Annotated in this window: 22 protein-coding genes; 15 read left to right on the forward strand and 7 right to left on the reverse strand. The window is 64.0% G+C overall.

Annotation, left to right across the window (positions count from 1 at the left end; genetic code table 11):
* Position 1 precedes the first annotated feature (1 nt).
* From ybeY to B0T39_RS10490, 6 genes are all read right to left on the reverse strand, one after another.
* Positions 2-508 carry an rRNA maturation RNase YbeY gene (ybeY, locus tag B0T39_RS10465; RefSeq protein ID WP_081546318.1) on the reverse strand — a complete coding sequence of 169 codons (507 nt, stop codon included), beginning with the start codon at positions 506-508 and terminating at the stop codon, positions 2-4.
* Positions 495-1,475 (reverse strand): PhoH family protein, encoded by a 981-nt coding sequence (locus tag B0T39_RS10470; protein ID WP_081546320.1) that lies wholly within the window; start codon positions 1,473-1,475, stop codon positions 495-497. Before B0T39_RS10470 ends, ybeY begins: the two co-directional genes overlap by 14 nt.
* Before the next feature lie 82 nt (positions 1,476-1,557).
* Positions 1,558-1,875 (reverse strand): YciI family protein, encoded by a 318-nt coding sequence (locus tag B0T39_RS10475; protein ID WP_368651275.1) that lies wholly within the window; start codon positions 1,873-1,875, stop codon positions 1,558-1,560.
* A gap of 54 nt (positions 1,876-1,929) precedes the next feature.
* Positions 1,930-3,264: a tRNA (N6-isopentenyl adenosine(37)-C2)-methylthiotransferase MiaB gene (miaB, locus tag B0T39_RS10480; RefSeq protein WP_081546322.1), complete on the reverse strand. Its 1,335-nt coding sequence runs from the start codon at positions 3,262-3,264 to the stop codon at positions 1,930-1,932.
* A gap of 72 nt (positions 3,265-3,336) precedes the next feature.
* Positions 3,337-3,729 (reverse strand): hypothetical protein, encoded by a 393-nt coding sequence (locus tag B0T39_RS10485; RefSeq protein ID WP_081546324.1) that lies wholly within the window; start codon positions 3,727-3,729, stop codon positions 3,337-3,339.
* Positions 3,730-3,833: 104 nt separating this feature from the next.
* A complete protein-coding gene (locus B0T39_RS10490) occupies positions 3,834-4,349 on the reverse strand; it encodes a GNAT family N-acetyltransferase (protein WP_081546326.1) in 516 nt (171 codons plus the stop codon).
* 194 nt (positions 4,350-4,543) lie between these two features.
* Between B0T39_RS10490 and B0T39_RS10495 the strand changes: the two genes are divergently transcribed.
* The 3 genes from B0T39_RS10495 to B0T39_RS10505 all read left to right on the forward strand — a co-directional run bounded on the left by B0T39_RS10495 (position 4,544) and on the right by B0T39_RS10505 (position 8,661).
* The gene (locus B0T39_RS10495) at positions 4,544-5,587 is read left to right on the forward strand and encodes a GGDEF domain-containing protein (RefSeq protein ID WP_081546328.1); all 1,044 of its coding nucleotides are present in this window, start codon (positions 4,544-4,546) and stop codon (positions 5,585-5,587) included.
* A gap of 88 nt (positions 5,588-5,675) precedes the next feature.
* On the forward strand, positions 5,676-6,896 hold the full coding sequence (locus B0T39_RS10500) for a DUF2399 domain-containing protein (RefSeq protein ID WP_081546484.1): 1,221 nt from the start codon (positions 5,676-5,678) through the stop codon (positions 6,894-6,896).
* 328 nt (positions 6,897-7,224) lie between these two features.
* Positions 7,225-8,661: a sodium:solute symporter family protein gene (locus B0T39_RS10505; protein WP_081546330.1), complete on the forward strand. Its 1,437-nt coding sequence runs from the start codon at positions 7,225-7,227 to the stop codon at positions 8,659-8,661.
* A 149-nt stretch (positions 8,662-8,810) separates the two neighbouring features.
* On the opposite strand, the gene B0T39_RS10510 is transcribed toward B0T39_RS10505, so the two are convergent.
* The gene (locus B0T39_RS10510) at positions 8,811-9,359 is read right to left on the reverse strand and encodes a cupin domain-containing protein (RefSeq protein WP_081546332.1); all 549 of its coding nucleotides are present in this window, start codon (positions 9,357-9,359) and stop codon (positions 8,811-8,813) included.
* Between the two features lie 324 nt (positions 9,360-9,683).
* Here B0T39_RS10510 and B0T39_RS10515 point away from each other — a divergent pair, with 324 nt between their 5' ends.
* The 12 genes from B0T39_RS10515 (at position 9,684) to B0T39_RS10570 (ending at position 21,931) form a co-directional block, all read left to right on the forward strand.
* The gene (locus tag B0T39_RS10515) at positions 9,684-12,071 is read left to right on the forward strand and encodes a PAS domain-containing sensor histidine kinase (protein WP_217806221.1); all 2,388 of its coding nucleotides are present in this window, start codon (positions 9,684-9,686) and stop codon (positions 12,069-12,071) included.
* On the forward strand, positions 12,068-12,697 hold the full coding sequence (locus B0T39_RS10520) for a response regulator (protein ID WP_081546336.1): 630 nt from the start codon (positions 12,068-12,070) through the stop codon (positions 12,695-12,697). Before B0T39_RS10515 ends, B0T39_RS10520 begins: the two co-directional genes overlap by 4 nt.
* Before the next feature lie 147 nt (positions 12,698-12,844).
* Positions 12,845-13,948, forward strand: coding sequence for an ABC transporter ATP-binding protein (locus tag B0T39_RS10525; protein ID WP_081546338.1), 1,104 nt, complete (start codon positions 12,845-12,847; stop codon positions 13,946-13,948).
* A 41-nt stretch (positions 13,949-13,989) separates the two neighbouring features.
* Positions 13,990-15,030, forward strand: a complete 1,041-nt coding sequence (locus B0T39_RS10530; protein WP_081546340.1) for an ABC transporter substrate-binding protein — start codon at positions 13,990-13,992, stop codon at positions 15,028-15,030.
* A 77-nt stretch (positions 15,031-15,107) separates the two neighbouring features.
* Entirely contained in the window at positions 15,108-15,917 is an 810-nt protein-coding gene (locus B0T39_RS10535; RefSeq protein WP_141111170.1) for a class II aldolase/adducin family protein, read from the forward strand.
* Between the two features lie 77 nt (positions 15,918-15,994).
* Entirely contained in the window at positions 15,995-16,372 is a 378-nt protein-coding gene (locus B0T39_RS10540) for an ABC transporter substrate-binding protein (RefSeq protein WP_254894534.1), read from the forward strand.
* A gap of 65 nt (positions 16,373-16,437) precedes the next feature.
* Positions 16,438-17,472, forward strand: coding sequence for an ABC transporter substrate-binding protein (locus B0T39_RS10545; RefSeq protein ID WP_081546346.1), 1,035 nt, complete (start codon positions 16,438-16,440; stop codon positions 17,470-17,472).
* 61 nt (positions 17,473-17,533) lie between these two features.
* Positions 17,534-18,793 (forward strand): ABC transporter permease, encoded by a 1,260-nt coding sequence (locus B0T39_RS10550; RefSeq protein WP_081546348.1) that lies wholly within the window; start codon positions 17,534-17,536, stop codon positions 18,791-18,793.
* A 52-nt stretch (positions 18,794-18,845) separates the two neighbouring features.
* Positions 18,846-19,673, forward strand: coding sequence for an ABC transporter permease (locus tag B0T39_RS10555; RefSeq protein WP_019102964.1), 828 nt, complete (start codon positions 18,846-18,848; stop codon positions 19,671-19,673).
* A gap of 98 nt (positions 19,674-19,771) precedes the next feature.
* Entirely contained in the window at positions 19,772-20,269 is a 498-nt protein-coding gene (gene tpx, locus B0T39_RS10560; RefSeq protein WP_043594076.1) for a thiol peroxidase, read from the forward strand.
* A 268-nt stretch (positions 20,270-20,537) separates the two neighbouring features.
* Positions 20,538-21,266 carry a substrate-binding periplasmic protein gene (locus B0T39_RS10565; RefSeq protein ID WP_081546350.1) on the forward strand — a complete coding sequence of 243 codons (729 nt, stop codon included), beginning with the start codon at positions 20,538-20,540 and terminating at the stop codon, positions 21,264-21,266.
* Between the two features lie 320 nt (positions 21,267-21,586).
* Positions 21,587-21,931, forward strand: coding sequence for a DUF1484 family protein (locus B0T39_RS10570; RefSeq protein ID WP_141111172.1), 345 nt, complete (start codon positions 21,587-21,589; stop codon positions 21,929-21,931).
* Positions 21,932-21,951: the final 20 nt, after the last annotated feature.

Consider the following 21,951-nt stretch of genomic DNA (forward strand, 5'->3'; position numbering starts at 1 on the left):
CTTAGAACTGCTCCTCTCGATAGGGGTCGGGATATCCTAGCCTCTGCATGATGACGGTTTCAAGCGTTTCCATGGTTTCGGCTTCGTCGTCTTGCTCGTGGTCAAAGCCCTGCAGATGCAGCATGCCGTGCACTAAGAGGTGGGCGTAATGCGCTTGCAGCGGCTTGTTTTGCTCGGCGGCCTCTTTTTCCACCACCGGCGCGCACAGTACCAGATCGCCGATCAAGGGCAGGCCGGGCACCGGCTCGCCCTCGTTGAGGGCGAAGCTCAGCACATTGGTGGCGTAGTCCTTGCCGCGGTAGTCGCGGTTCATTTGACGGCCTTCATCCGCGTCCACGATCAGGATGCTGACCTGGGCCTGCTTGACGCCGGCTTGCAGCGCCGCCTGGCTCCAGCGGCGCAAATCTGCGGGCCGCGGCAGCGCGGCGGTTTGGCTGCGCACGTCCAGGCTCAGTTCCAGGCGCGCGGCCAGGCGCGCCAGCAGCGGATTGCGCTTAGCTTTTTTCATCTTGCTTGCTTTGGTATTGGTCGTAGGCGTCGACGATTTTCTGCACCAGCGGGTGGCGCACCACGTCGTCGCTCTGGAAATGATGGAAATGGATGCCGCGCACCTTGTCCAGAATGCGCTCCACTTCGACCAGGCCGCTTTTCTGATGGCGGGCCAGGTCGATCTGGGTCACGTCGCCGGTGATCACCGCTCTGGAGCCGAAGCCGATGCGGGTCAGGAACATCTTCATCTGTTCCGGCGTGGTGTTCTGCGCCTCGTCCAGAATAATGAAGGCGTTGTTCAAGGTGCGGCCGCGCATATAAGCCAGCGGCGCGATCTCGATCAGGTTCTTCTCGAACAGCCGGGTCACGCGGTCAAAGCCCATCAGGTCGTACAGCGCGTCGTAGAGCGGCCGCAGATACGGGTCCACTTTCTGCGCCAGGTCGCCGGGCAGGAAGCCCAGTTTCTCGCCGGCCTCCACCGCCGGGCGCACCAGCACGATGCGTTTGACCGTGTCGCGCTCCATCGCGTCCACCGCGCAGCCCACCGCCAGATAGGTCTTGCCGGTGCCGGCCGGGCCGATGCCGAAGGTGATGTCGTGTTGCTGAATGGCTTTGATGTAGTAGCTCTGGCGCGGCGTGCGGCCGCGCAAATCGCCGCGACGGGTCACCAGCACCGGAACGTCTTCGTCTTCGGCGGCCGCCGTGGCGCCGTTGGGCGCGTGACGGCGCAGTTCCACCAGGCACAGTTGCACGTCGTCTATCGACAGCTCCTGTTTTTCCGCCAGCAGATAGAGCCGGGTCAGCGCCTCCACCGCGGTTTTGGCCTGTTCACCCTGCACGCGGAAGCTTTCTCCGCGGCGCTGCACGGTCACGTCCAGGCCGGTTTCTATCTGTTTCAGGTGCTCGTCCAGCGGGCCGCACAGGCGGGCCAGCCGTTCGTTGTCGACAGGGTTGAAGCTGAGGGGTTCGGCGTGCGATGTAGTCATGCGGCTCGTAGTCTGGGTCGTTCTGGGCGGCCCGCGGCGGGGCGGGATGGCAGATGGACAAGGGTTAAGGCTGCGGCGCTCATCAAATGTTCCGCAGACAATCCAGTTCCGGCGCGCTCATGCTGGCGTGGAACTCGGTGATTTCATAGCGGGCGAGGCCGGCGACGGCGAACGGGTCGCGCGCCAGCAGGGCCTCGAGCTCGGCGCGTTCGCCGCGCGCCAGGATCACGCCGCCGGTGCGCGGCGTTTTGCGGCCGGAAGCCAGCAGCAAACCGGAAGCGTAGCCCTGTCGCAGCCAGGCGACGTGCGCTTCCAGCTGCGCGTCGATATCGGACAGCGGGGCGATGTAGCTTAGCGAAACGATGAACATGGCGGCGTCAGCTCGGATGGAAAGCGCCAAGCATACGCCCGCCCGGGGCGGCCGGCGCAAAAAAATGGCGGACGGACGTCATGCTCAGACGGTTTCCGCGATCAGCGCCTCGCCCATCAGCGAGTGCGGGCGGGCTTCGGTGATGCGCACGTCTATCATCTGCTTGAGCAGGCGCGGGTGGCCGACGAAGTTGACCACGCGGTTGTTGGCGGTGCGCCCCGCCAGCATGGTGGCGTCTTTCTTGGACACGCTTTCCACCAGCACGCGCTGCACCGTGCCCACCATGGCTTGGTTGATGGCGAAGCCCTTGGCCTCGATCACCTCGTTCAGGGCTTCCAGCCGGCGCACTTTTTCCGCGTGGGGGGTATCGTCCGGCAGATTGGACGCCGGCGTGCCCGGACGCGGGCTGTAGATGAATACGTAGCTGAAGTCGACCTCCATGTCCTTGACCAGCTTCAGCGTTTGTTCGAAGTCGGCTTCGGTTTCACCGGGGAAGCCGACGATGAAGTCGGACGACAGGCACAGGTCCGGCCGCAGCGCGCGCAGCTTGCGGATGATGGATTTGTACTCCAGACCGGTATAGCCGCGCTTCATCGCCGTCAGTACGCGGTCGGCGCCGCTTTGCACCGGAAGGTGCAGATGGGACACCAACTTGGGCAGCTTGCCGTAGCAATCGATGATGCGCTGGCTGAACTCGCGCGGGTGGCTGGTGGTGAAACGGATGCGCTCAACGCCCGGCACTTCATGCACGTATTCCAGCAGCAGCGCGAAGTCGGCGATTTCGCCGTCGGACATCGCGCCGCGATAGGCGTTGACGTTTTGACCCAGCAAGGTGATTTCCTTGACGCCCTGCGCGGCCAAGCCGGCGATCTCGGTCAGCACGTCGTCGAAGGGGCGGCTGACTTCCTCGCCGCGGGTATAGGGCACCACGCAGAAGGAGCAATACTTGGAACAGCCTTCCATGATGGAAACGTAAGCCGCGCCGCCTTCCACCTTGGCCGGCGGGATGTGGTCGAACTTCTCGATTTCCGGGAAGGAGATGTCCACCTGGGGGCTGCCGCTGGATTGGCGCGACTTGATCAGGTCCGGCAGGCGGTGCAGGGTCTGCGGGCCAAACACCACGTCGACGTAAGGCGCGCGTTTGACGATGGTTTCGCCTTCCTGCGACGCCACGCAGCCGCCGACGCCGATGATCAGATCGGGCTTGGCCTCTTTCAGCGGACGGATGCGGCCCAGGTCCGAAAACACTTTTTCCTGCGCCTTTTCGCGCACGCTACAGGTGTTGAACAGGATGATGTCGGCTTCTTCCGGCTTGTCCGTCTTGATCATGCCTTCGGAGTCGGACAGCACGTCCGCCATTTTGTCCGAGTCGTACTCGTTCATTTGACAGCCGAACGTCTTGATATATACCTTTTTCATTGCAGCTAGATTCCAGCGTGTTTCAGTTCGCCGCCGGGCCAAGCCCGACAAGCGCGCCGCGAGCGGCTGAGTTTATTGGGACGGCTGGGCGGCCGCTTCGGCTTCCCTCTGCTTCAGCATCTCCACTTCCTCGGGACGCAGCACCCAGATACGGTTGATCTGGCCTTGCATATTGAAGGTGACGCCCACAGGGCGGCCTTCCAGGCCTTCCAGTTGGCCGCGCAGCAGGAAGCGGTTGTGCTCGTCGAAGATGCGCAGGCCGGGCGCCAACGGGAACTGGCGTTCGGAACGGATGAAAATGCCGAGCAGGCTTTCCAGCAAGGAGCGGTCTTTCTTGACGAACTCGATGGTGGCGTCGTTTGCGGCGCTAACCGTGCCGGCCTTCAGTTCCATCGGCAGCAAACGGCCGGCCAGAGCCGGGGCGGCGAGCCATGCCGCGCACAGGGCGACTATGAGTATTTTCATAAGGAATTGAATACGTTGCGCGCGATTCTATCATAGCTTGGCCAAGGGGCTGGCCAAATCTTCCTTGCAGCATAGGCGTTTTGGCGCGCCGATGAGGCCTGCGTTTACAAGGAGCGTTGCATGCCGACCGCGCCTTCGCCGTAGGCCTGGCGGGTGTAATCGTCGCGCGAGCAGGGCTGATAGCCAAAGCGTTTCCAGTAGCGCGCGGCGCCCTGAACCGCCACCAGCCGCGCCTGGCGCAGTCCGCGCCGCCGGCCCTGGCCCAGCACGGTTTGCACTAGGCGCGGTCCCAGGCCATGGCCGCGCGCGTCCGGGTGCAGCGCCAGATCGTGGATGAACAGGGTGTCGACCGCTTCCGGCAACTGCTCCAGCGGGCGGTTCAGGCTGGGCGGACGGCCACCGGCCCAGGGGTGGGCGAACACATAGCCCAGCAACTGTCCGGGGCGCTCCGCCACCCAGCAGGTGTCCGGGGATAGCCGGTGGCGCGAAGCCAGCGCGTCGCGGCTTTCTATCAGCGACGGTGGATAGCAGTGTTGCTGAACTTGCAGCACGGCGGGAAAATCTTGAACTTGCATCGGGCGCAGGACAATGGCGTCCTGCCGGCGACAGACTGCGGACATCGGGTGCGGGCCAATCCATGGAAGACAAAAAGCAAAGCGCGCGGCCAGAGCCGCGCCGCGTCGAAGGCGGCGATTATAGCCTCCGGGAGAGCGGGGGGCCAGCCGGCCTCGGGGAAGATTGCATGGGGGCGGTTCAGGCGCCTATACCACAGCAAGACGCGATGTCAGACGCGTGTGGGCGGGAGCATGATGCGATGACGATACCTGCGCCGGTGCGGCCGCTGGAACAAGATTTCGACGCTTATCTGATCGACGCCTTTCAATGGCGCAGCCTGGGCTTTCAGGGGGTGGGTGTGTTGGCCGCGCTGGGTTTTTTGCTGGTGCGTCGTCTGTATGGCGGCATGGTGCCGGGATGGGTGTTTCTGGCGGTGGGCCTAGGCCTGGGCGGCCTGATCCTGCTGCAGGTCTGGGCGCGGCGCGGCCGTTTCCTGCTGTTGTGGCAGGTTTTGTTCGCCATTGGCTATTGCCTGGCGATGAAGCGGGCGTTGGATGCCGGCGGTTACGGCGAGTACCTGTTGTTGCCGACGTTGGGCGTGTCGGCGCTGGTGATGTCGATCAGCATGTCCAACGTATGGCACACCCTGAGTTTTTGGGGGCTGTTGTTGTTGGTGTTCGATCCCGCGCGCGTGTTTCTGCGCTGGGGCGGCGAGCAGACGATTTACGGCTTCGGCTTTCTGGCCATCATCATCGGCGGCATGGTGTTGGTGCATCTGCAGGTGGTGCAAACCCTGCGCAGCAACCATCTATTGTTGAACAAGCTGAGGCGGCAGGCATTTTACGATTCGCTGAGCAGCCTGCCCAACCGGCGCTCCTTTCTGCAGCAGGCGGAGTACGCGCTTGGACATGAGGGCATCGCCTTCTATCTGGCCATCATCGATATCGATCTATTCAAGCGCATCAACGACACCCACGGGCACGCGGTGGGGGATCAGACGATACGCGAGGTCAGCGCCTTGTTGGCCGAAACCTTTCACGACCAGATTTACGGCCGCATCGGCGGCGAGGAGTTCGGCGTGTTGCTGGCGGCGCGCAGCGACGCGGCGGGGCAGGCGCGGCTGGAGTGTTTCCGCCAACAGGTGCGCGCCGCCCCTTTTCCCCATGGGCAGGTGACGGTCAGCGCCGGTGTTTGTCAGGTGGGGAACGGCGGTTTGCAGCAGGCTTTCCATCGGGCGGACCAAGCGCTGTATCAGGCCAAGTCCGGCGGCCGCGATCGAGTCATCGCCTGGCAAGCGGCTTGAGGGCCGGCTCCCGATACGCGGCGCGGCATTGAATTTCTGGCGGAAAAATGGTCTATTCCTCATCCGCCTTTTCACCGAGTCGCCCGCTATGTCGCATTGGTTGTCCCAGATCGATCCCGATTCCGTTCGCCGCACCCCGCTGGGCGCGCGCGGCCATAATCTGCTGCTGACGCCGCAGGCCGCGCCGCAGCCGCTGTTGCTGAGCCAGGAAGAGCAGGAACTGGTGGACGGCTGGCTCAAATCGCGCCGCAATCGCATGCGCTGGAGCAGCCTGCTCGCGCTGGCGGACAGTCACGCCCTGGCGGCGAACCTGCTGCGCCGCTTGCTGGAGGCCGGCTGGTGCGAGGTGGAACTGCACGCCGAAACCGGCCTGCGCCTCAGTCAGCTGGAACCGTTCTGGGTGCAATGGCTGGACATGTACGGCCTGCGCCATTTGCTGGGCATGGCCGACGCGCAGCCTCAGGCCGAGGTGGTGGAACTGTGGCGAGGCTGGCAGCCGCGCCATCCCTGGTTGTTGGGCCTGGCGGAAAGCCTGAGCCCGCATTTGCAATCCTCTACGCTGGAGCGCCGGCTGAAGCTGGCCCAGGCGCTGGACCAATGGCTGCTGGACGGCTGCTGGGGCACCGAGCGCCAGTTTTCGCAGCGCGCGCTGGGGCGCAGCAAGGCTTTCGGCGCCGCGGACCGGCAGTGGTTGGCGGAGTTCGGCGTGGATCTGGAGGCCTGCGGCATCGCCGCCCACACTCCGCACGTTTTCTTGTCCGGGCCGCTGGGCTTGTGGGCCGGGCAGCAATGCCTGCTGTCCGCCGCCTTGCTGCAGCAAGGCGTGGCCTTGGGGCCGGAAGCGTTGATGAGCGTTAGCGCGGTGGAGGGCGCGATCCGCAGCGTGCGCATCGTGGAGAACCTCAGCGTGTTCCAGACGCTTAGCCAGCAAGCGCTGCCGGTGTTGACCATCTGGGTGCCGGGCCAGCCGCATCAGCGCTGGCGCGAGGCGGTTCGTCACTTATTAACCCTGCTGCGGGTGCCGGTGCAGATCGCTTGCGATCTGGCTCCGTCCGGCATCGCCGTCGCCATGGCCGCCGGCCAGGTGGCGGAGCAGGCCGGGCGGCCATGGTCGCCGTGGCGGATGCAGCCGGAGCAACTGACGTTGGCCAACGGCGCCCAGCCTTTGAGCGAGGCGGAGCAGACGCAGTTGGCGCGTCTGATGGGCGGCGGCCTGCCGCCCTTGCTGCACGGCCTGGCGATGGAGATGCAGGAGAAGCAGTGCAAAGTGGAGCAGGAGGCCTTGTTCATCGAGGACTGGGGAGACTGAACGTCCATCGTCCTGCCCGCTGAAAACAGCCGCGCAAATCCGGCTTCGACGACCGGCGGCAAGCGGAAAAGACTGATGGGCGGCAACGCGCCGGCGATGACATTCGGGCAAATTGGGGCGGGTGTGAAAAAACTGCCCGGCGATGGGTACACAGCGGGAAAAAGCTGCGTTATCATCGCCCCCCAAACCCTTGATGGCAAAGGCAAGATATCAGGGTTTTCAGGAATTGAGAGAGGCTGGCGGGGTGTCAGGCACCCCCGCCGGCCTCTTGCTTTTGGGCCGCCGTTTTGGCGCGTGCGCGCGCCGCCAGAAGAGGAACATCCTTCCCATGCTGATTGGCTTCGTCGTTGTTTATTTGTTGTTGTCCGTGGGCATCGGCCTGTATGCCGCCACTCGCGTGCGCAATGCCCGCGATTTCGCCGTGGCCGGCCGCAGCCTGCCGTTTCCCATCGTCACCGCCATGGTGTTCGCCACCTGGTTCGGTTCGGAAGCGGTGCTGGGCATTCCGGCCACCTTTATCGATAAGGGCTTCGCCGGCATCGTCGAAGACCCGTTCGGCTCGTCGATGTGCCTGGTGCTGGTGGGCCTGCTGTTCGCGCGACCGCTGTACCGGCTCAATCTGCTGACCATAGGCGACTTCTACAAACAGCGTTTCGGCCGCAATGTGGAGCTGTTTGTGTCGTTGTGCATCATCGCCTCCTACCTGGGCTGGGTGGCGGCGCAGTTGACCGCGCTGGGCGTGGTGTTCAACGTGTTGTCCCAGGGCGCGATCAGCGCCAACGCCGGCATGCTGCTGGGCGCCGGCATCGTGCTGGTGTACACGCTGTTCGGCGGCATGTGGTCGGTGGCCTTGACCGATTTCTTCCAGATGACGGTGATTGTCGCCGGCCTGCTTTATCTGACCTGGCTGATAGGCGATATGGCCGGCGGCCCGGTCAAGGTGCTGCAGCACGCGGCGGCGCAGGACAAGTTCACCATGATTCCCAGCATGTCGCCCAAGGACGTCGTCGGCTTTGTCGGCGCCTTGCTGACCATGATGTTGGGTTCGATTCCGCAGCAGGATATTTTCCAGCGGGTGATGTCGGCCAAGAACGAGAACGTCGCGGCGCGCGCGTCCATCGTCGGCGGCGGCCTGTACCTGACTTTCTGCATGCTGCCCATCTTCATCGGCTTCGCCGCCACCCTGATCGACCCGACCATGGTCAGCCGCTGGATGCAGCAGGATGCGCAGATGATTCTGCCCAGCTTGATCCTGGAACGCACGCCGCTGTTCGCGCAGGTGATGTTCTTCGGCGCGCTGTTGTCCGCCATCATGTCCACCGCGTCCGGTACTTTGCTGGCGCCGTCGGTGACCTTCACCGAGAACGTGCTCAGCCGTTTCATCCCGGTGATGTCGGATCGGCAGTTCCTGTTGGCGATGCGGCTGACCGTGGTGGCTTTGGCCATTGTTACCACGGTGTTCGCGCTGTTGTCCGACGCCACCATCTACGAAATGGTGGGCAATGCCTACAAGGTGACGCTGGTGTCGGCGGTGGCGCCGTTGTTCGCCGGCTTGTTCTGGAGGCGCTCCACGCCGCAGGGCGCCTTGCTGGCCATCGCGCTGGGCCTGGGCAGCTGGCTGGCGCTGGATTGGTTCGGCCCGGCGGACCCGTTCTGGCCGCCGCAGCTGGCGGGCCTGGGCTTCAGCATTGTCGGCATGGTGGCGGGCAGCCTGCTGCCGCAGCGGCTGGGACGGCAGGCTTTGGCGGGGATGGGCCGGGCCTGATCCGGCCTCAGAACCTGTTTACGATCCGCTGTGTGTCGTGAGACCTTGCACGGTGAGCACCAGCATTCAGAATGCTGGCGTGGCCTATGCGCGCTCCGCTGCTTCAGCCGTTCTCGCTGTGTCTTGCGAGCTAGAGCGAGACAAAACGCTCAGAAGTTGGCCGGGGTATTGGCGCTGATGATCTCCGCCTCGTCAGGCCCGACATTGCGGAATTTGTGCGGCAGGGTGCTGGGAAAGTAATAGCCGTCGCCGGCGGAGAGAATGCTGATGTGGCCGTCCACGGTCAGCTCCACCGTGCCGCGAACCACCACGCCGCACTCCTCGCCCTCCGGGTGAGTGATCATTTCCTTGCCGGTGTCCGCGCCCGGCGAATACAGCTCGCGCAGCATGCGCATCTGGCGATTGGGGTTGGAGGCGCCGATGATCAGCAGTTTCAAGCCGTCGCGGCCCAGGTCCGGTTGTTGGTCGCGGCGGAAGGTGTAGGGGTCGCTGGGCGGCGGTTCGCCAAAAGTCAGGAACTCGGTCAGCGTCATCGGAAAGCCCTGGATCAGCTTCAATAGCGAGCTGATGGACGGGCTGACCCGGTTCTGTTCTATCAGCGAGATGGTGGCGTTGGCCATGCCGGCCCGTTTCGCCAGCTCGCGCTGCGACAGCGCGAAGTGCTCGCGCACTTGTTTGACGCGAAATCCAATATCCATGCCTGTAACCTCGGTGGCGTGCCCTTGTCGGCCTCTGCTTAGTATTTTCGACAATTTTTCGAATAGCGTCACAGTATACTGATGTCGCCGCCGCCCATGCAGCGCAATTCGCGCTTTCTGGCCAGCTGCGGCGCATTTTCCAAATCTGGAGCCATTTCGCCGCGTCCGTCAGCCTTTCTCTCCCCTCCGTCGCCCATCCGCCAGGCCCGCCGCCTGCGCCTCTTGCCACAACCTTTTCCGCTTTGCGTTTGATTTTTTAGACAGCGCCGCCGCGCTGCCACAGTATGGAGTCATGCGCGCCGTCCGGCGCGCCGGAGGGACGCATTGAAAGCCTTATTGTGGATGGCGGGGTTGGCGGCGCTGTGGCTGGCGTCGCCTAGTTGGGCGCTGAGCCTGTCTGCGGCGGAGCGGGACTGGTTGAGCCGGCTTCCTGTATTGCGTGTGGGCGTGGTGCCGCAAGCGCCGTACGCGGTGCTGGACGCGCGCCGGCAAGCGCTGAGCGGCGCGCATGTGGAACTGATGAATCGGCTGGCCGCCGAGTTAGGGCTCAAGCTGGCCTGGACGGCCTATCCGAACAAGACGCAATTGAGCGCGGCGGCGCGGACGGGCAGCGTGGATGTCGCGCCCGGGCTGGAGCAGACACCGGCAGGCTTGCGTTACTGGCTGTTTTCCGGCCCCTTCCTGCGCATACCCTACAAGCTGGTTGGACGCGGCGAGCCGGCGGCGGCGCTGGAGCTGGAGCAACTGCCGGGCAACGTAAGGGTGGCGGTGGCCGAACCCGGCGCGGCGGCGGCTTTCCTGGCCGCCAACTATCCGGCTTTGCGGCGTTGGCCGGCCGGCTCGGACCGTTCCGCGTTGCAGCAAGTGCTGCAGCAGCGGGCGGATTACGCGGTGGTGGACGAGGCGCAGCTGAACCAGCTGCTGCGGGAGCCCGAGTTCTCGCCCTTGCGCGCGGTGGGCGACAGCGGCGCCACCCGGCTGCTGCGGCTGGCGTCGCGGCAGGACTGGCCGCAGTTGGCTACGCTGCTGGACCGGGCTTTGAGCGCGATGCCGGCGTCGCAGCGCGGCCATCTTTACACGCGCTGGGTGCAGGCGGAGCCGACGCCCTTGGGCGACAGCCTGTCGTTCTGGCGGTGGCTGAGCCAGGTTTCGGGATTGCTCATCCTGGCTTTGGTCGGCGCATTGCTGTGGCGAGGCAGGCAACAGCGGCAGATGCGGCAGGCGTTGGCGGCTGCGCGTCAGGCGCTGGCGCAACGGGAGGCCGGCGCCGAGGCCTTGCGGCTGACCCAGTTCTCGGTGGATCACAGCACGGTGGGCATTTTGTGGCTGAACTGGGACAGCCGGCTGCGTTACGCCAACCAGGCCGCGCTGGCGATGCTGGGCTGCGCGGAGGCCGAGGCGGTGGGACAGCCGCTGTCTCGCTTCCAGCCGGACTTGGACATGGATGGCTGGCTGGATTTGTGGAGCCGAGCGCGCAGTCGGGGCCTGTTGCAGTTCGAAATCGATTGTCTGCGCGCCGACGGCGGCAGCTTGCCGGTGGATGTCTCGTTCAGTTTTCTGCGCTTCGGCGGTGCCGACTATCTGGTGGCCTTTATGCACGACGTCAGCGAGAAGCGGCAGGCGCGCGCCGCCTTGCGGGAAAGCGAGGCGCGTTTCAAGGGCATCGCTGAAAATGTGCCGGGCTTGGTGTTCCGGCTGGAGCGCGGCGACGCGGCGGAAGACCCGCGGTTGGCCTTCGTCAGCGAGGCCAGCCTGGCGCTGACCGGCTATCCGGCCGCGGACTTGCTGGCGCGGCCAGAGGGCTTGCTGGCCTTGGCGCATCCGGAGGATGCCGCCGGCCTGCGTGAGAGCTGGCGGGCGGCTTGGCGAGAGCTGAGAGACTGGAGCTGGCAGGGCCGGATTCTGACCCGCGACGGCGCGGAGCGCTGGGCCGATCTGCGCGCTAGCGCCCGCCGCCACGGCGCGGCGGGCATGGTGTGGGACGGCATCCTGTGGGATATCAGCGCCGGCAAGCGCAATGAACTGGAACTGAGCGCGTCGCGCGCCATGCTGCGAGACTTGGCCGCTCACCTCGAAACGGTGCGCGAGGAGGAGAAAGCGCATATCGCGCGCGAGGTGCACGACGAGCTGGGTCAGGTGCTGACCGTGCTCAAGCTGGAAACCTCGATGCTGGAACTGAGCCTGGGGCGGCCGGAGGGCGCGGCGGCGGAGCGGCTGGCCAGCATCAAGAAGCTGATCACCCAGACTTTCGCCCTGGTGCGCGACGTGGCCACCGCGCTGCGGCCGCCCATCCTGAACGCGGGCCTGGCTTCGGCGGTGGAATGGCAGGCGCGTCGCTTCGAGGCCCGCAGCGGCATACCCTGTCTGGTGCTGGTACCGGAAACGCCGTTGCGGCTGGACGACGCCAAGGCGGTGGGCCTGTTTAGGGTATTGCAGGAGGCGCTGACCAATGTGATGCGCCACGCCGAGGCTCATACGGTGACCTTGCATTTGCAGGCGCAGCCGGGCGAATTGACGCTGAGCATTGTCGACGACGGCAAGGGCTTCGAGCGGCGGCCGGGGGAGGCGGGCAGTTCCTACGGCCTGGTGGGCATGCGCGAACGCCTGCTGATGTTCGGCGGCGGCCTGGAGATCGCCAGCGCGCCGGGGCAGGGCTGTAGTTTGACGGCCCGGCTGCCTTTGCGGCCGGATGAAGGGGAGGAGGAGACATGATTCGAGTGATTGTGGCGGAAGACCACACCATCGTGCGCGAAGGCATCAAGCAGCTGATCGGCCTGGCCGATGATTTGCAAGTGGTCGGCGAAGCCGCCAACGGTGGCGCGGTGTTCGACGCCTTGCGCACCGCCGTTTGCGATGTGTTGTTGCTGGATATTTCCATGCCGGGCCTGAGCGGCCTGGACGTGATTCCGCGCTTGCGGGGGCTGGCCCAAGCGCCGGCCATCCTGGTGCTGTCCATGCACGACGAGGTGCAGATGGCCGCGCGCGCGCTCAAGGCCGGCGCCGCCGGCTACGCCACCAAGGACAGCGATCCGGCGCTGCTGCTGACCGCGATCCGCAAAGTGGCCGGCGGCGGCCGCTACATCGACCCGCAGTTGGCGGACCGGTTGGTGTTCGAAGTCAATCTCAGCGACGAGAGGCCGCCGCACGCTCAGCTGTCCGAGCGCGAATTCCAGGTGTTCCAGCGCCTGGCGCAGGGCGCCAATGTCAATGAGGTGGCGCAGCTGCTGGCGATCAGCGCCAAAACCGTCAGCACTCACAAGGTCAGGCTGATGCAGAAGCTGCGCGCGCAGTCGCTGGCGGATCTGGTGCGCTACGCCATCGAACATCAGCTGTTTTAACGCGCTTGACTGCTGCGGCGCACTAAGAATTTCCCTACAGCGCGCGCCGTTTATCCCGACGGCAAAATCCGCCGCCCGCCGATGGCGGGCGCGCGCCGCGCTCCTTAGCATGGTTGGCGTACGCATTCACTTTCAGGTGCCGCCGCCATGTCCGCAGCCAGCGATGTGCTTGTCCGCTTCCTCAACGTCCAGAAAAGCTATGACGGCGAAAACCTCATCGTCAAAAACCTGAACCTGGATATCCGCCGCGGCGAATTCCTCACCCTGCTAGGGCCGTCCGGCTCCGGCAAGACCACCAGCCTGATGATGCTGGCCGGCTTCGAAACCCCGACCGGCGGCGAGATCCAGCTAGCCGGCCGCTCCATCAACCGGGTGCCGCCGCACAAGCGCAACATCGGCATGGTGTTCCAGAACTACGCCTTATTCCCGCACATGACGGTGGCGGAAAACCTGGCCTTCCCGCTGTCCGTGCGCGGGGTGTCCAAGGCGGACATTCAGGACAAGGTGAAGAGGGCGCTGGCCATGGTGCAGCTGGACGCCTTCGCCGGCCGCTATCCGGGCCAGATGTCGGGCGGCCAGCAGCAGCGGGTGGCGCTGGCGCGCGCCTTGGTGTTCGAACCGCAGCTGGTGCTGATGGACGAGCCCTTGGGCGCGCTGGACAAACAATTGCGCGAACACATGCAGATGGAGATCAAGCACCTGCACCAGCGGCTGGGCGTGACCGTGGTCTACGTCACCCATGACCAGGGCGAGGCGCTGACCATGTCGGACCGGGTGGCGGTGTTCCACCAGGGCGAAATCCAGCAGGTAGACGCGCCGGCCCAGCTTTACGAGCGGCCGGGCAACGCCTTCGTCGCCAACTTCATCGGAGAGAACAACCGCTTGCAAGGCACGTTGCTGAGCCAGGACGGCGAGCGCTGTCTGGTGGAGCTGGAGCGCGGCGAGCGGGTGGCGGCGCTGGCGGTGAAAGTGGGCGAGACCGGCAGCCGGGTGTCGCTGTCCATCCGCCCCGAGCGCATTTTGCTCAACGGCCATAGCGAGCACTGCGACAACCGCTTCTCCGGCCGGGTGGCCGAGTTCATCTATCTGGGCGACCACGTGCGCGTGCGCATGGAGGTGTGCGGCAAGCCCAACTTCTTCGTCAAGCAAGCCATCGCGGAACTGGATGCCACGCTCGCCGTCGGCGACGTGGTGCCGCTGGGCTGGCAGGTCGAGCATGTGCGCGCGCTCGATCCGCTGGTTCAGGAATAGCAAGGAGTGGCAGCACTCCCTTTGCAAAGGAGAACCTGAAAATGACTGCAAGCATCAAGTTGGTCGTTATGACCCTGGGGTTGGCTTTCGTGGGCGAGGCCATGGCTGCCGCTCTGACCGTGATCTCGTTCGGCGGCGCCGGGAAGTCCGCTCAGGACAAGGCGTATTACGGCCCCTTCCAGCGGGCGACCGGCATCAAGGTGATCGGGGCGGAATACAACGGCGAGATGGCGAAGATCAAGGCCATGGTGGACACCAAGAGTGTGTCGTGGGACGTGGTCGAAGTCGAGCCGGCGGCGCTGGCGCGCGGTTGCGACGAAGGCCTGTTCGAAAAGCTCGATTACAGCAAGATCGGCAAGCCGGCCGATTTTCTCGCCGGCGCGGTGCAGAGCTGTGGGATAGGCATGAACGTCTGGTCCATCGTTCTGGCCTACAACGCCGACAAGTTGAAGGCGGCGCCGGCCGGCTGGAAGGATTTCTGGGACGTGAAGACCTTCCCGGGCAAGCGCGGCTTGCGCAAGGGCGCGCAGGACAATCTGGAGTTCGCGCTGATGGCGGACGGCGTGGCGCCGAAGGAGGTTTACAAGGTGCTGGCCACCCCGACGGGCGTCGATCGGGCCTTCCGCAAGCTGGACCAGCTCAGGCCGAATATCCAGTGGTGGGAGGCGGGCTCCCAGCCGCCGCAGTTTCTGGTCTCGGGCGACGTGGTGATGAGCTCGGCCTACAACGGCCGAATTTCCGAAGCGAGGAAGGAAGGCAAGAACCTGAAGATGGTATGGAATGGCTCGGTTTACAACTACGACTACTGGGCGATTCTCAAGGGCAGCCCGCGTAAGGACGACGCGCTGAAGTTCATCCGCTTCGCCACGCAGCCGGTCAACCAGAAAGTCTATGCGGACACCATCGATTACGGCGTCACCCACCGCAAGGCGATTCAGATGCTGGACGCGAAAATGAGCCGAGACCTGCCGACTTCGCCGAGGAATCTCGCCGTGGCGCTGAGCGAGGACACGGCGTTTTGGGTGGATAGGAGCGAGGAGCTCGAGCAGCGCTTCAACACCTGGGTGGCCAAGTCCAAGTAAGCGCGGTTGTCGCGGCGCCGGCAGGCGCCGTCAGAGGGCCCCGATGGGGGCGGATACACATTCCGAGGCAATGAATGATGGAACTCTCAGCAAAGCTCAGCCCTACCCCGCAGCAGGGCGCCCAGCCCGTGGAGTCAGAGGGGGAGCGGCAACTACGTCGAGAACTGGCGGCCTGTTATCGGCTGATTGCGCACTTTCGCATGAGCGATCTGATCTCGACACACATCTCGGTGCGCTTGCCAGGGCCGGAGCACCACTTCCTGATCAACCCCTACGGGCTGATGTTCGACGAAATCACCGCGTCCAGCCTGGTCAAGATCGGTCTTGATGGCCTGGCGCTGGACGAGAAAGACGCCTTGGTCAACCCGGCCGGCTTCGTCATCCACAGCGCCATCCACTCGGCAAGACCGGATGCGCAGTGCGTGCTGCACACCCATACCCGGGCCGGGTGCGCGGTGGCGGCCCTGGCGGAGGGCTTGTTGCCGGTGAACCAGATGTCGATGGAGTTCTACGGGAAGGTGGCGTACCACGATTACGAAGGCATCGCCCTGGACCTCAACGAACAGGCGCGCCTGGTGCGGGATCTGGGCGACAAGCCGGTGCTGATTCTGCGCAACCATGGCTTGCTGACCGTGGGGGAAACGGTCAAGCAGGCTTTCCTGCGCATGTACTACCTGGAAAAGGCCTGCGACATCCAGTTGGCAGCGCAGGCGGCCGGTGCCTTGCGCCTGCCGTCCGTGGAGGTTTGCCGGCGGACCGAGCGCCAGTTCAACGAGCCGGGGCGCGAGGTGGGCGAGCAGGAACTGAAGGACGATATGTTCATCGACTTGGCCTGGGAGGCGTTGCTGCGCCGGCTGGACCGGCTTGATCCCGGCTACAAGCTTTGACAGGGATGGGCGGTTTTCTTGACCGGACCTTGTGCCGTCGCTTGGCGAGGGCGAGCTCAAACCGGGAACCGGCGGAGTTGAAATACCGGCGGCACGGTTCATTCAACGGCCGCATCGCCGCGGCGCAGAAAGAGGGCAAGAACCTGAAGATCGTCTGGGACGGCAGCTTATACGACTTCGATTCCTGGGCCATCCCCAAAGGCTCGCCCAACAAGGACGCCGCCTATCGCTTCATCGCCTTCGCCAGCAAGCCGGAAAACCAGAAAGTCTATTCCCAAAACATCAGCTACGGCCCCAGCAACAAGAAAGCGTTGTCGCTGCTGGACAGAGCGGAACTGCCGGAGCTGCCCACCGCGCCGCAGAACATGAAAAACGCGGTGAAGGTGGACCTGGAGTTCTGGGCCGATCACGGCGAAAGCCTGGAGCAGCGCTTCAACGCCTGGGCCCTGCGTTGATGGTCGGTTTTGAAAGCCGCGCCGGCCTCGCCGGCGTCACGATGCAGTCAACAAGGAGAATGAGGATGGCAGTGAAACAAAAATTCATGATGCTGGGCGCGGCGCTGGCCTTGGCCGGCGCGGCTTCGGCCAAGGATTTGACGGTGATTTCCTACGGCGGCGCCAATAAGGGCGCCCAGGCCAAGGCCTACTACGCGCCATTCCAGAAGAGCACCGGGCTCAAGCTGGTCAGCGGCGAGTACAACGGCGAAATGGCCAAGCTCAAGGCGATGGTGGACACCAAGAGCGTGTCCTGGGACGTGCTGGAAGTGGAATCGCCGGAACTGGTGCGCGGCTGCGACGAGGGCCTGCTGGAACGGCTGGACTACGCGCGCATCGGCAATAAGGCGGACTTCGTGCCCGGCGCGGCCCAGCCCTGCGGCATCGGCATCTTCGTCTGGTCCACCGCGCTGGCCTACAACGCCGACAAGCTGAAGACCGCGCCGGCGGGCTGGAAGGATTTCTGGGACGTGAAGAAATTCCCCGGCAAACGCGGCTTGCGCAAGGGCGCCAAGGGCACGCTGGAGATCGCGCTGCTGGCTGACGGCGTGGCGGCCAAGGATGTCTATCCGGCGCTGGGCACCGCGGCCGGCGTGGACCGCGCCTTCAAGAAGCTGGACCAGATCAAGCCCTATCTGCAGTGGTGGGAGGCCGGCGCCCAGCCGCCGCAATACCTGGCCTCCGGCGATGTGGTGATGAGCTCCGCCTTCAACGGCCGCATCGCGGTGGCGCGCAAGGAGGGCAAGAATCTGAAAGTGGTGTGGAACGGCAACCTCTACGACTTCGACTACTGGTCGATTCCCAAGGGCACGCCCAAGCGCGATCAGGCCTACCAGTTTATCGCTTTCGCCAGCAAGCCGGAAAACCAGAAGGTCTATTCGCAGAACATCGCCTACGGCCCCAGCAACAAGCGGGCGATTCCGCTGCTGGACAAGAGCGAGCTGCCGGATCTGCCCACCGCGCCGCAGAACATCAAGGACGCGCTGAAGATCAATCTGGAATTCTGGGCCGATCACGCCGAGAGCCTGGAGCAGCGTTTCAACGCCTGGGCGGCTAAGTAAGCGCTCGTCCTTCATTTAGCGGAGGCCGCCTTTCGGCGGCCGTTTTGACGGAGTCCAAGCCATGACCGCTTCCTCGGTATCTCATTCCCGCGCGTCCGCGCCGGCCCCGCTGCCTCTGAAGGCACGGCTGGCCAGGGCGGAGCGGCTGGGCAAGCTCAAGTCGCTGGCGCTGGTGTCGCCGCTGCTGTTGTTCCTGTTGCTGACCTTCATCGTGCCCATCGGCGCGCTGCTGCTGCGCAGCGTCGACAATCCCGAGGTGGCGGGCACCTTGCCGCGGACGGTGCGGGCGCTCGCGGTCTGGGACGGCAAGTCGCTGCCGCCGGAAACGGCCTACCGCGCGCTCGTCGACGATGTGCGGCTGGCCGGCGAACAACAGACGCTGGGCGACTTGGGCAAGCGGCTGAACATGGAAGTGCCCGGCTATCGCAGCCTGTTGGGCAAAACCGCGCGCGCCTTGCCGCTGGAGCCGGCGCCGTCTTCGTTCAAGCAGGCGTTGACCGAGCTGGACGAGCGCTGGGGCGATCCGGCCTATTGGCTGGCGATACGCCGCAACCAGTCCGTCTACACCCCTTACTATCTGCTGGCGGCGCTGGATCACCGCATCGACGACCTGGGCGAGCTCAGCCGCGCGATGCCGGATCAGGGCATTTACCTGAGCGTGTTCGCCCGCACCTTCTGGATGAGCCTGGTGGTGACCGCGCTATGCCTGCTGCTGGCCTATCCGCTGGCTTATCTGCTGGCCAGCCTGCCCACGCGCCGCAGCAATCTGCTGATGATCATGGTGCTGCTGCCGTTCTGGACCTCGGTGCTGGTGCGGGTGGCCGCCTGGATCGTGCTGCTGCAGTCCGGAGGCCTGATCAACGCCGCCTTGCTGAGCCTGGGCCTGATCGAGCAGCCGCTGCAGCTGGTGTTCAACCGCGTCGGCGTCTACATCGCCATGGTGCACATCCTGCTGCCCTTCATGATTCTGCCCATCTACAGCGTGATGAAGGGCATCTCGCCCAGCTATCTGCGCGCGGCGATCTCGCTGGGCTGCCATCCCTTCGCCAGCTTCTGGCGGGTGTACGCGCCGCAGACCGTGGCCGGCGTCGGCGCCGGCTGCCTGCTGGTGTTCATCCTGTCCATCGGTTACTACATCACCCCGGCCTTGCTGGGCAGCCCCAATGACCAGATGGTCAGCTATTTCGTCGCCTTCTACACCAACACCACCATCAACTGGGGCATGGCCACCGCGCTGGGCGGCTTGCTGCTGGCGGCCACCTTGCTGCTGTACGCGGTTTACCACCGTCTGGTGGGAAGCGAGCGGCTGCGGCTGGGCTGAAGCGCAGCCTGGATAGCCGCTTGGACCAAACCGATACTGGAGAGCCAAACCGATGCCAAGCCATCACACCTTGCCGGAAGAACGTTTGTGGTTTTACCTGCACCGCCTGCTGAGCGGCCTGACGCTGCTGTTCCTGGTGCTGCCGGTGCTGGTGATCATCCCGCTGTCCTTCAACGGCAGCGCCTTCCTGGTCTACCCGCTCAACGGCTTTTCCCTGCGCTGGTACCAGGAGTTCTTCTCCTCGGCGGAGTGGATGCGCGCCTTGCAGAACAGCCTGATCGTCGCGCCGCTGGCCACCGTGCTGGCGATGACGCTGGGCACGCTGGCCGCCATCGGCCTGACCCGCGCCGAGTTTCCCGGCAAGGGCCTGCTGATGGCGGTGTTGATCTCGCCGATGGTGGTGCCGGTGGTGATCGTCGGCGTGGCCGGCTATTTGTTCTTCGCGCCCTTGGGCATGGACAACAGCTATCTGACGCTGGTGTTGATGCACGCGGCGCTGGGCGTGCCTTTCGTGGTGATCACCGTCAGCGCCACGCTGCAGGGCTTCAACCGCAACCTGGTGCGCGCCGCCGCCAGCCTGGGCGCGTCGCCGCTGCGGGTTTTCTTCAAGGTGACCCTGCCGCTGATCGCGCCGGGGGTGATCTCCGGCGCGCTGTTCGCCTTCGGCACGTCCTTTGACGAGGTGGTGGTGACGCTGTTCGTCGCCGGGCCGGGCCAGACGACGCTGCCGCGGGCGATGTTCAGCGGCATCCGCGAAAACCTCAGCCCCGCCATCGCCGCGGCGGCCACGCTGTTGATCGGTTTCTCGGTGCTGATGCTGCTGACGCTGGAGTGGTTGCGCGGCCGTTCCGAGCGCTTGCGCAGCCGGCCGGCCGGTTGAGATGGGCTTGGCCCTACTTTGGGAGGGGTTGAAATTCGGCCAGTGTGCCGCACACTAGCGGAGTCACTCACCCCTGAACCCAAATAAGGAATTCCCACATGGCTACCGTTACTCTGCGCGGCAATCCGGTTGAAGTGGCCGGCGCGCTGCCGGCCAAGGGCCAGCAAGCTCCGGCGCTGACCCTGACCTCCGCCGACCTGGCCGAAGTCAAACTGGACAACTACGCCGGCAAGAACAAGGTGCTGAACATTTTCCCGAGCGTGGACACCCCCACCTGCGCGATGTCGGTGCGCAAGTTCAACGAACGCGCCGCCAAGCTGGCCGACACCGTGGTGCTGTGCGTGTCCGCCGACCTGCCGTTCGCGCAGAAGCGCTTCTGCGGCGCCGAGGGCATCGACAATGTGGTGACCCTGTCCACCTTCCGCAATCCGCAGTTCGCCGCCGACTACGGCGTCAAGCTGGCCTCCGGCCCGCTGGCCGGCCTGACCGCCCGCGCGGTGGTGGTGCTGGACAAGGACAACAAGGTGCTGCACAGCGAGCTGGTGGCCGAGATCGGCGAAGAACCGAACTACGACGCCGCGCTGGCCGCGCTGTAAACGGCGTTGCCGCAAACCAAACCCGCCGGTGCGAATCGGCGGGTTTTTTGCGTCCCGGCTTAGGCGACAATCCGCCATCAGGTCAAAATAATCCTATAGTGGATCCATCACAGCGGTTTTAAATCTTTATCTTCACAAGACTTCGACGTTGAGCCCTGTGACAAAGGCGCCGTCTACCCCGCTTAACGACCCACGTTCTCATGTCCCCATGCTCAAATGAAACAAGGCGTCATGCTCGCTTGCATTACGAAATGCCTCTGGAGGACTTATGGCTAAGCGGCTGTTCTTTATCCTCTCATTTCTGGGATTGGTGCCAAGCTGCCTGGCGGAGCAGGCCCTGTCCTTGCAGTACCGAGACAAACCGCCCTATAGCTATAGTCAAAATGGAAAACCGGCAGGGTTTTTATTGGAGCGGACTATTGAAATCTTGCACCGCGCGGCCGTGCCAGCGGAGTTTGAGGAAGTGCCCGCCAAGCGCATTCTTAATAATATTGAAGCAAATAAAAAACTGATCTGTTCTCCAGGTTGGTATAAAACGCCTGAGCGCGAGGCCTTTGCTCGGTTTTCCTTGGCTATTCATCAAGATAAGCCGCACTTGGTATTGGCCAACTTCAAATCCGCAAAAAATATTCAAAAATTCAGCACGCTAAAAGCCTTGTTGGCCAGCTCCGAATTTAAAATTGGTAAAGTTGCCGGCGTTTCTTATGGAACCGAATTGGATGCGATGATTGATCATGCAAGCGCCGCAGTGATGGATTCGACGGTAACGCCAGGCGAGCTAGCCCAAATGATTGTTTCTCAGCGCGCCGACTATATGCTGATTGACGTCGAGGACTACAAATACCTGCTGCAGAAAAAAGAAATCGATGCCAAAAAACTGACGATCTTGTCTTTCAAAGACATTCCCGAGGGGCTTAAGCGCTACATCATGTGCAGCAAGCAGGCCAGTCCCGAACTGATGCAGCGCATCAATCAATCCATACTGCTTGCTCCCTGATCGAGCCTAGTGTCGACGCGCAGCTATCCCGCCATCCCCAATGCCTTGACGCCCTCCGCCAGCCTGTTTAGGCTTGGTCCCGCGTCGTGCCCAATCTCACGCCGCAGGGGGTAGAAGCCCATAAATTAGTTCTACCGCAGACACAACGGTCCGCTTTGGCGCCGTTACGTCTGCTGCCACGCCGTACCCATTCGGGGCGGGCCGTGGCAGGGAGCCCCATGGGCTACCGGTCGTTGTAGAACTAGCCGGTCTTCTACCCTTGTCACGTGCCTGCCTCAGCCTCGCCTGGGCAGGTTTCCAAAGCTGACATGGAGACCGTGATGACCTTCTCTACCTTGCCCCCCGCTATGCCTCCGCCCGTCGCCGCACCGTTGATGGAGCAGTTGCACCGCTGTTCAAAGCGCTTGCCCGCCGTCACTGGCGATCTGGTGCAGCTCGGCGAACTAGGCCAGCAGTTGAACCATTGCTATGTCGAACTGGACACCGCCCTGCTGCGCGGCGTGATGGACATGCGCACCGCCCACACTGGCTTATTGGCCTTGATCACCTTGTTGGAACGCCGCGACGAGCCGCTGTTGTTCACCAGCGAGGACGCGCTGGCCTTGCTGGAACCGATACAGCAACGCTTGAAACAGGGGCTGGAACACCTTAACGGCGTGCTGTGATGGCTATTAGGGAGAGCATT

The sequence above is a fragment of the Chromobacterium haemolyticum genome (genome assembly GCF_002081825.1).
In the GTDB taxonomy this organism is placed as follows: domain Bacteria; phylum Pseudomonadota; class Gammaproteobacteria; order Burkholderiales; family Chromobacteriaceae; genus Chromobacterium; species Chromobacterium fluminis.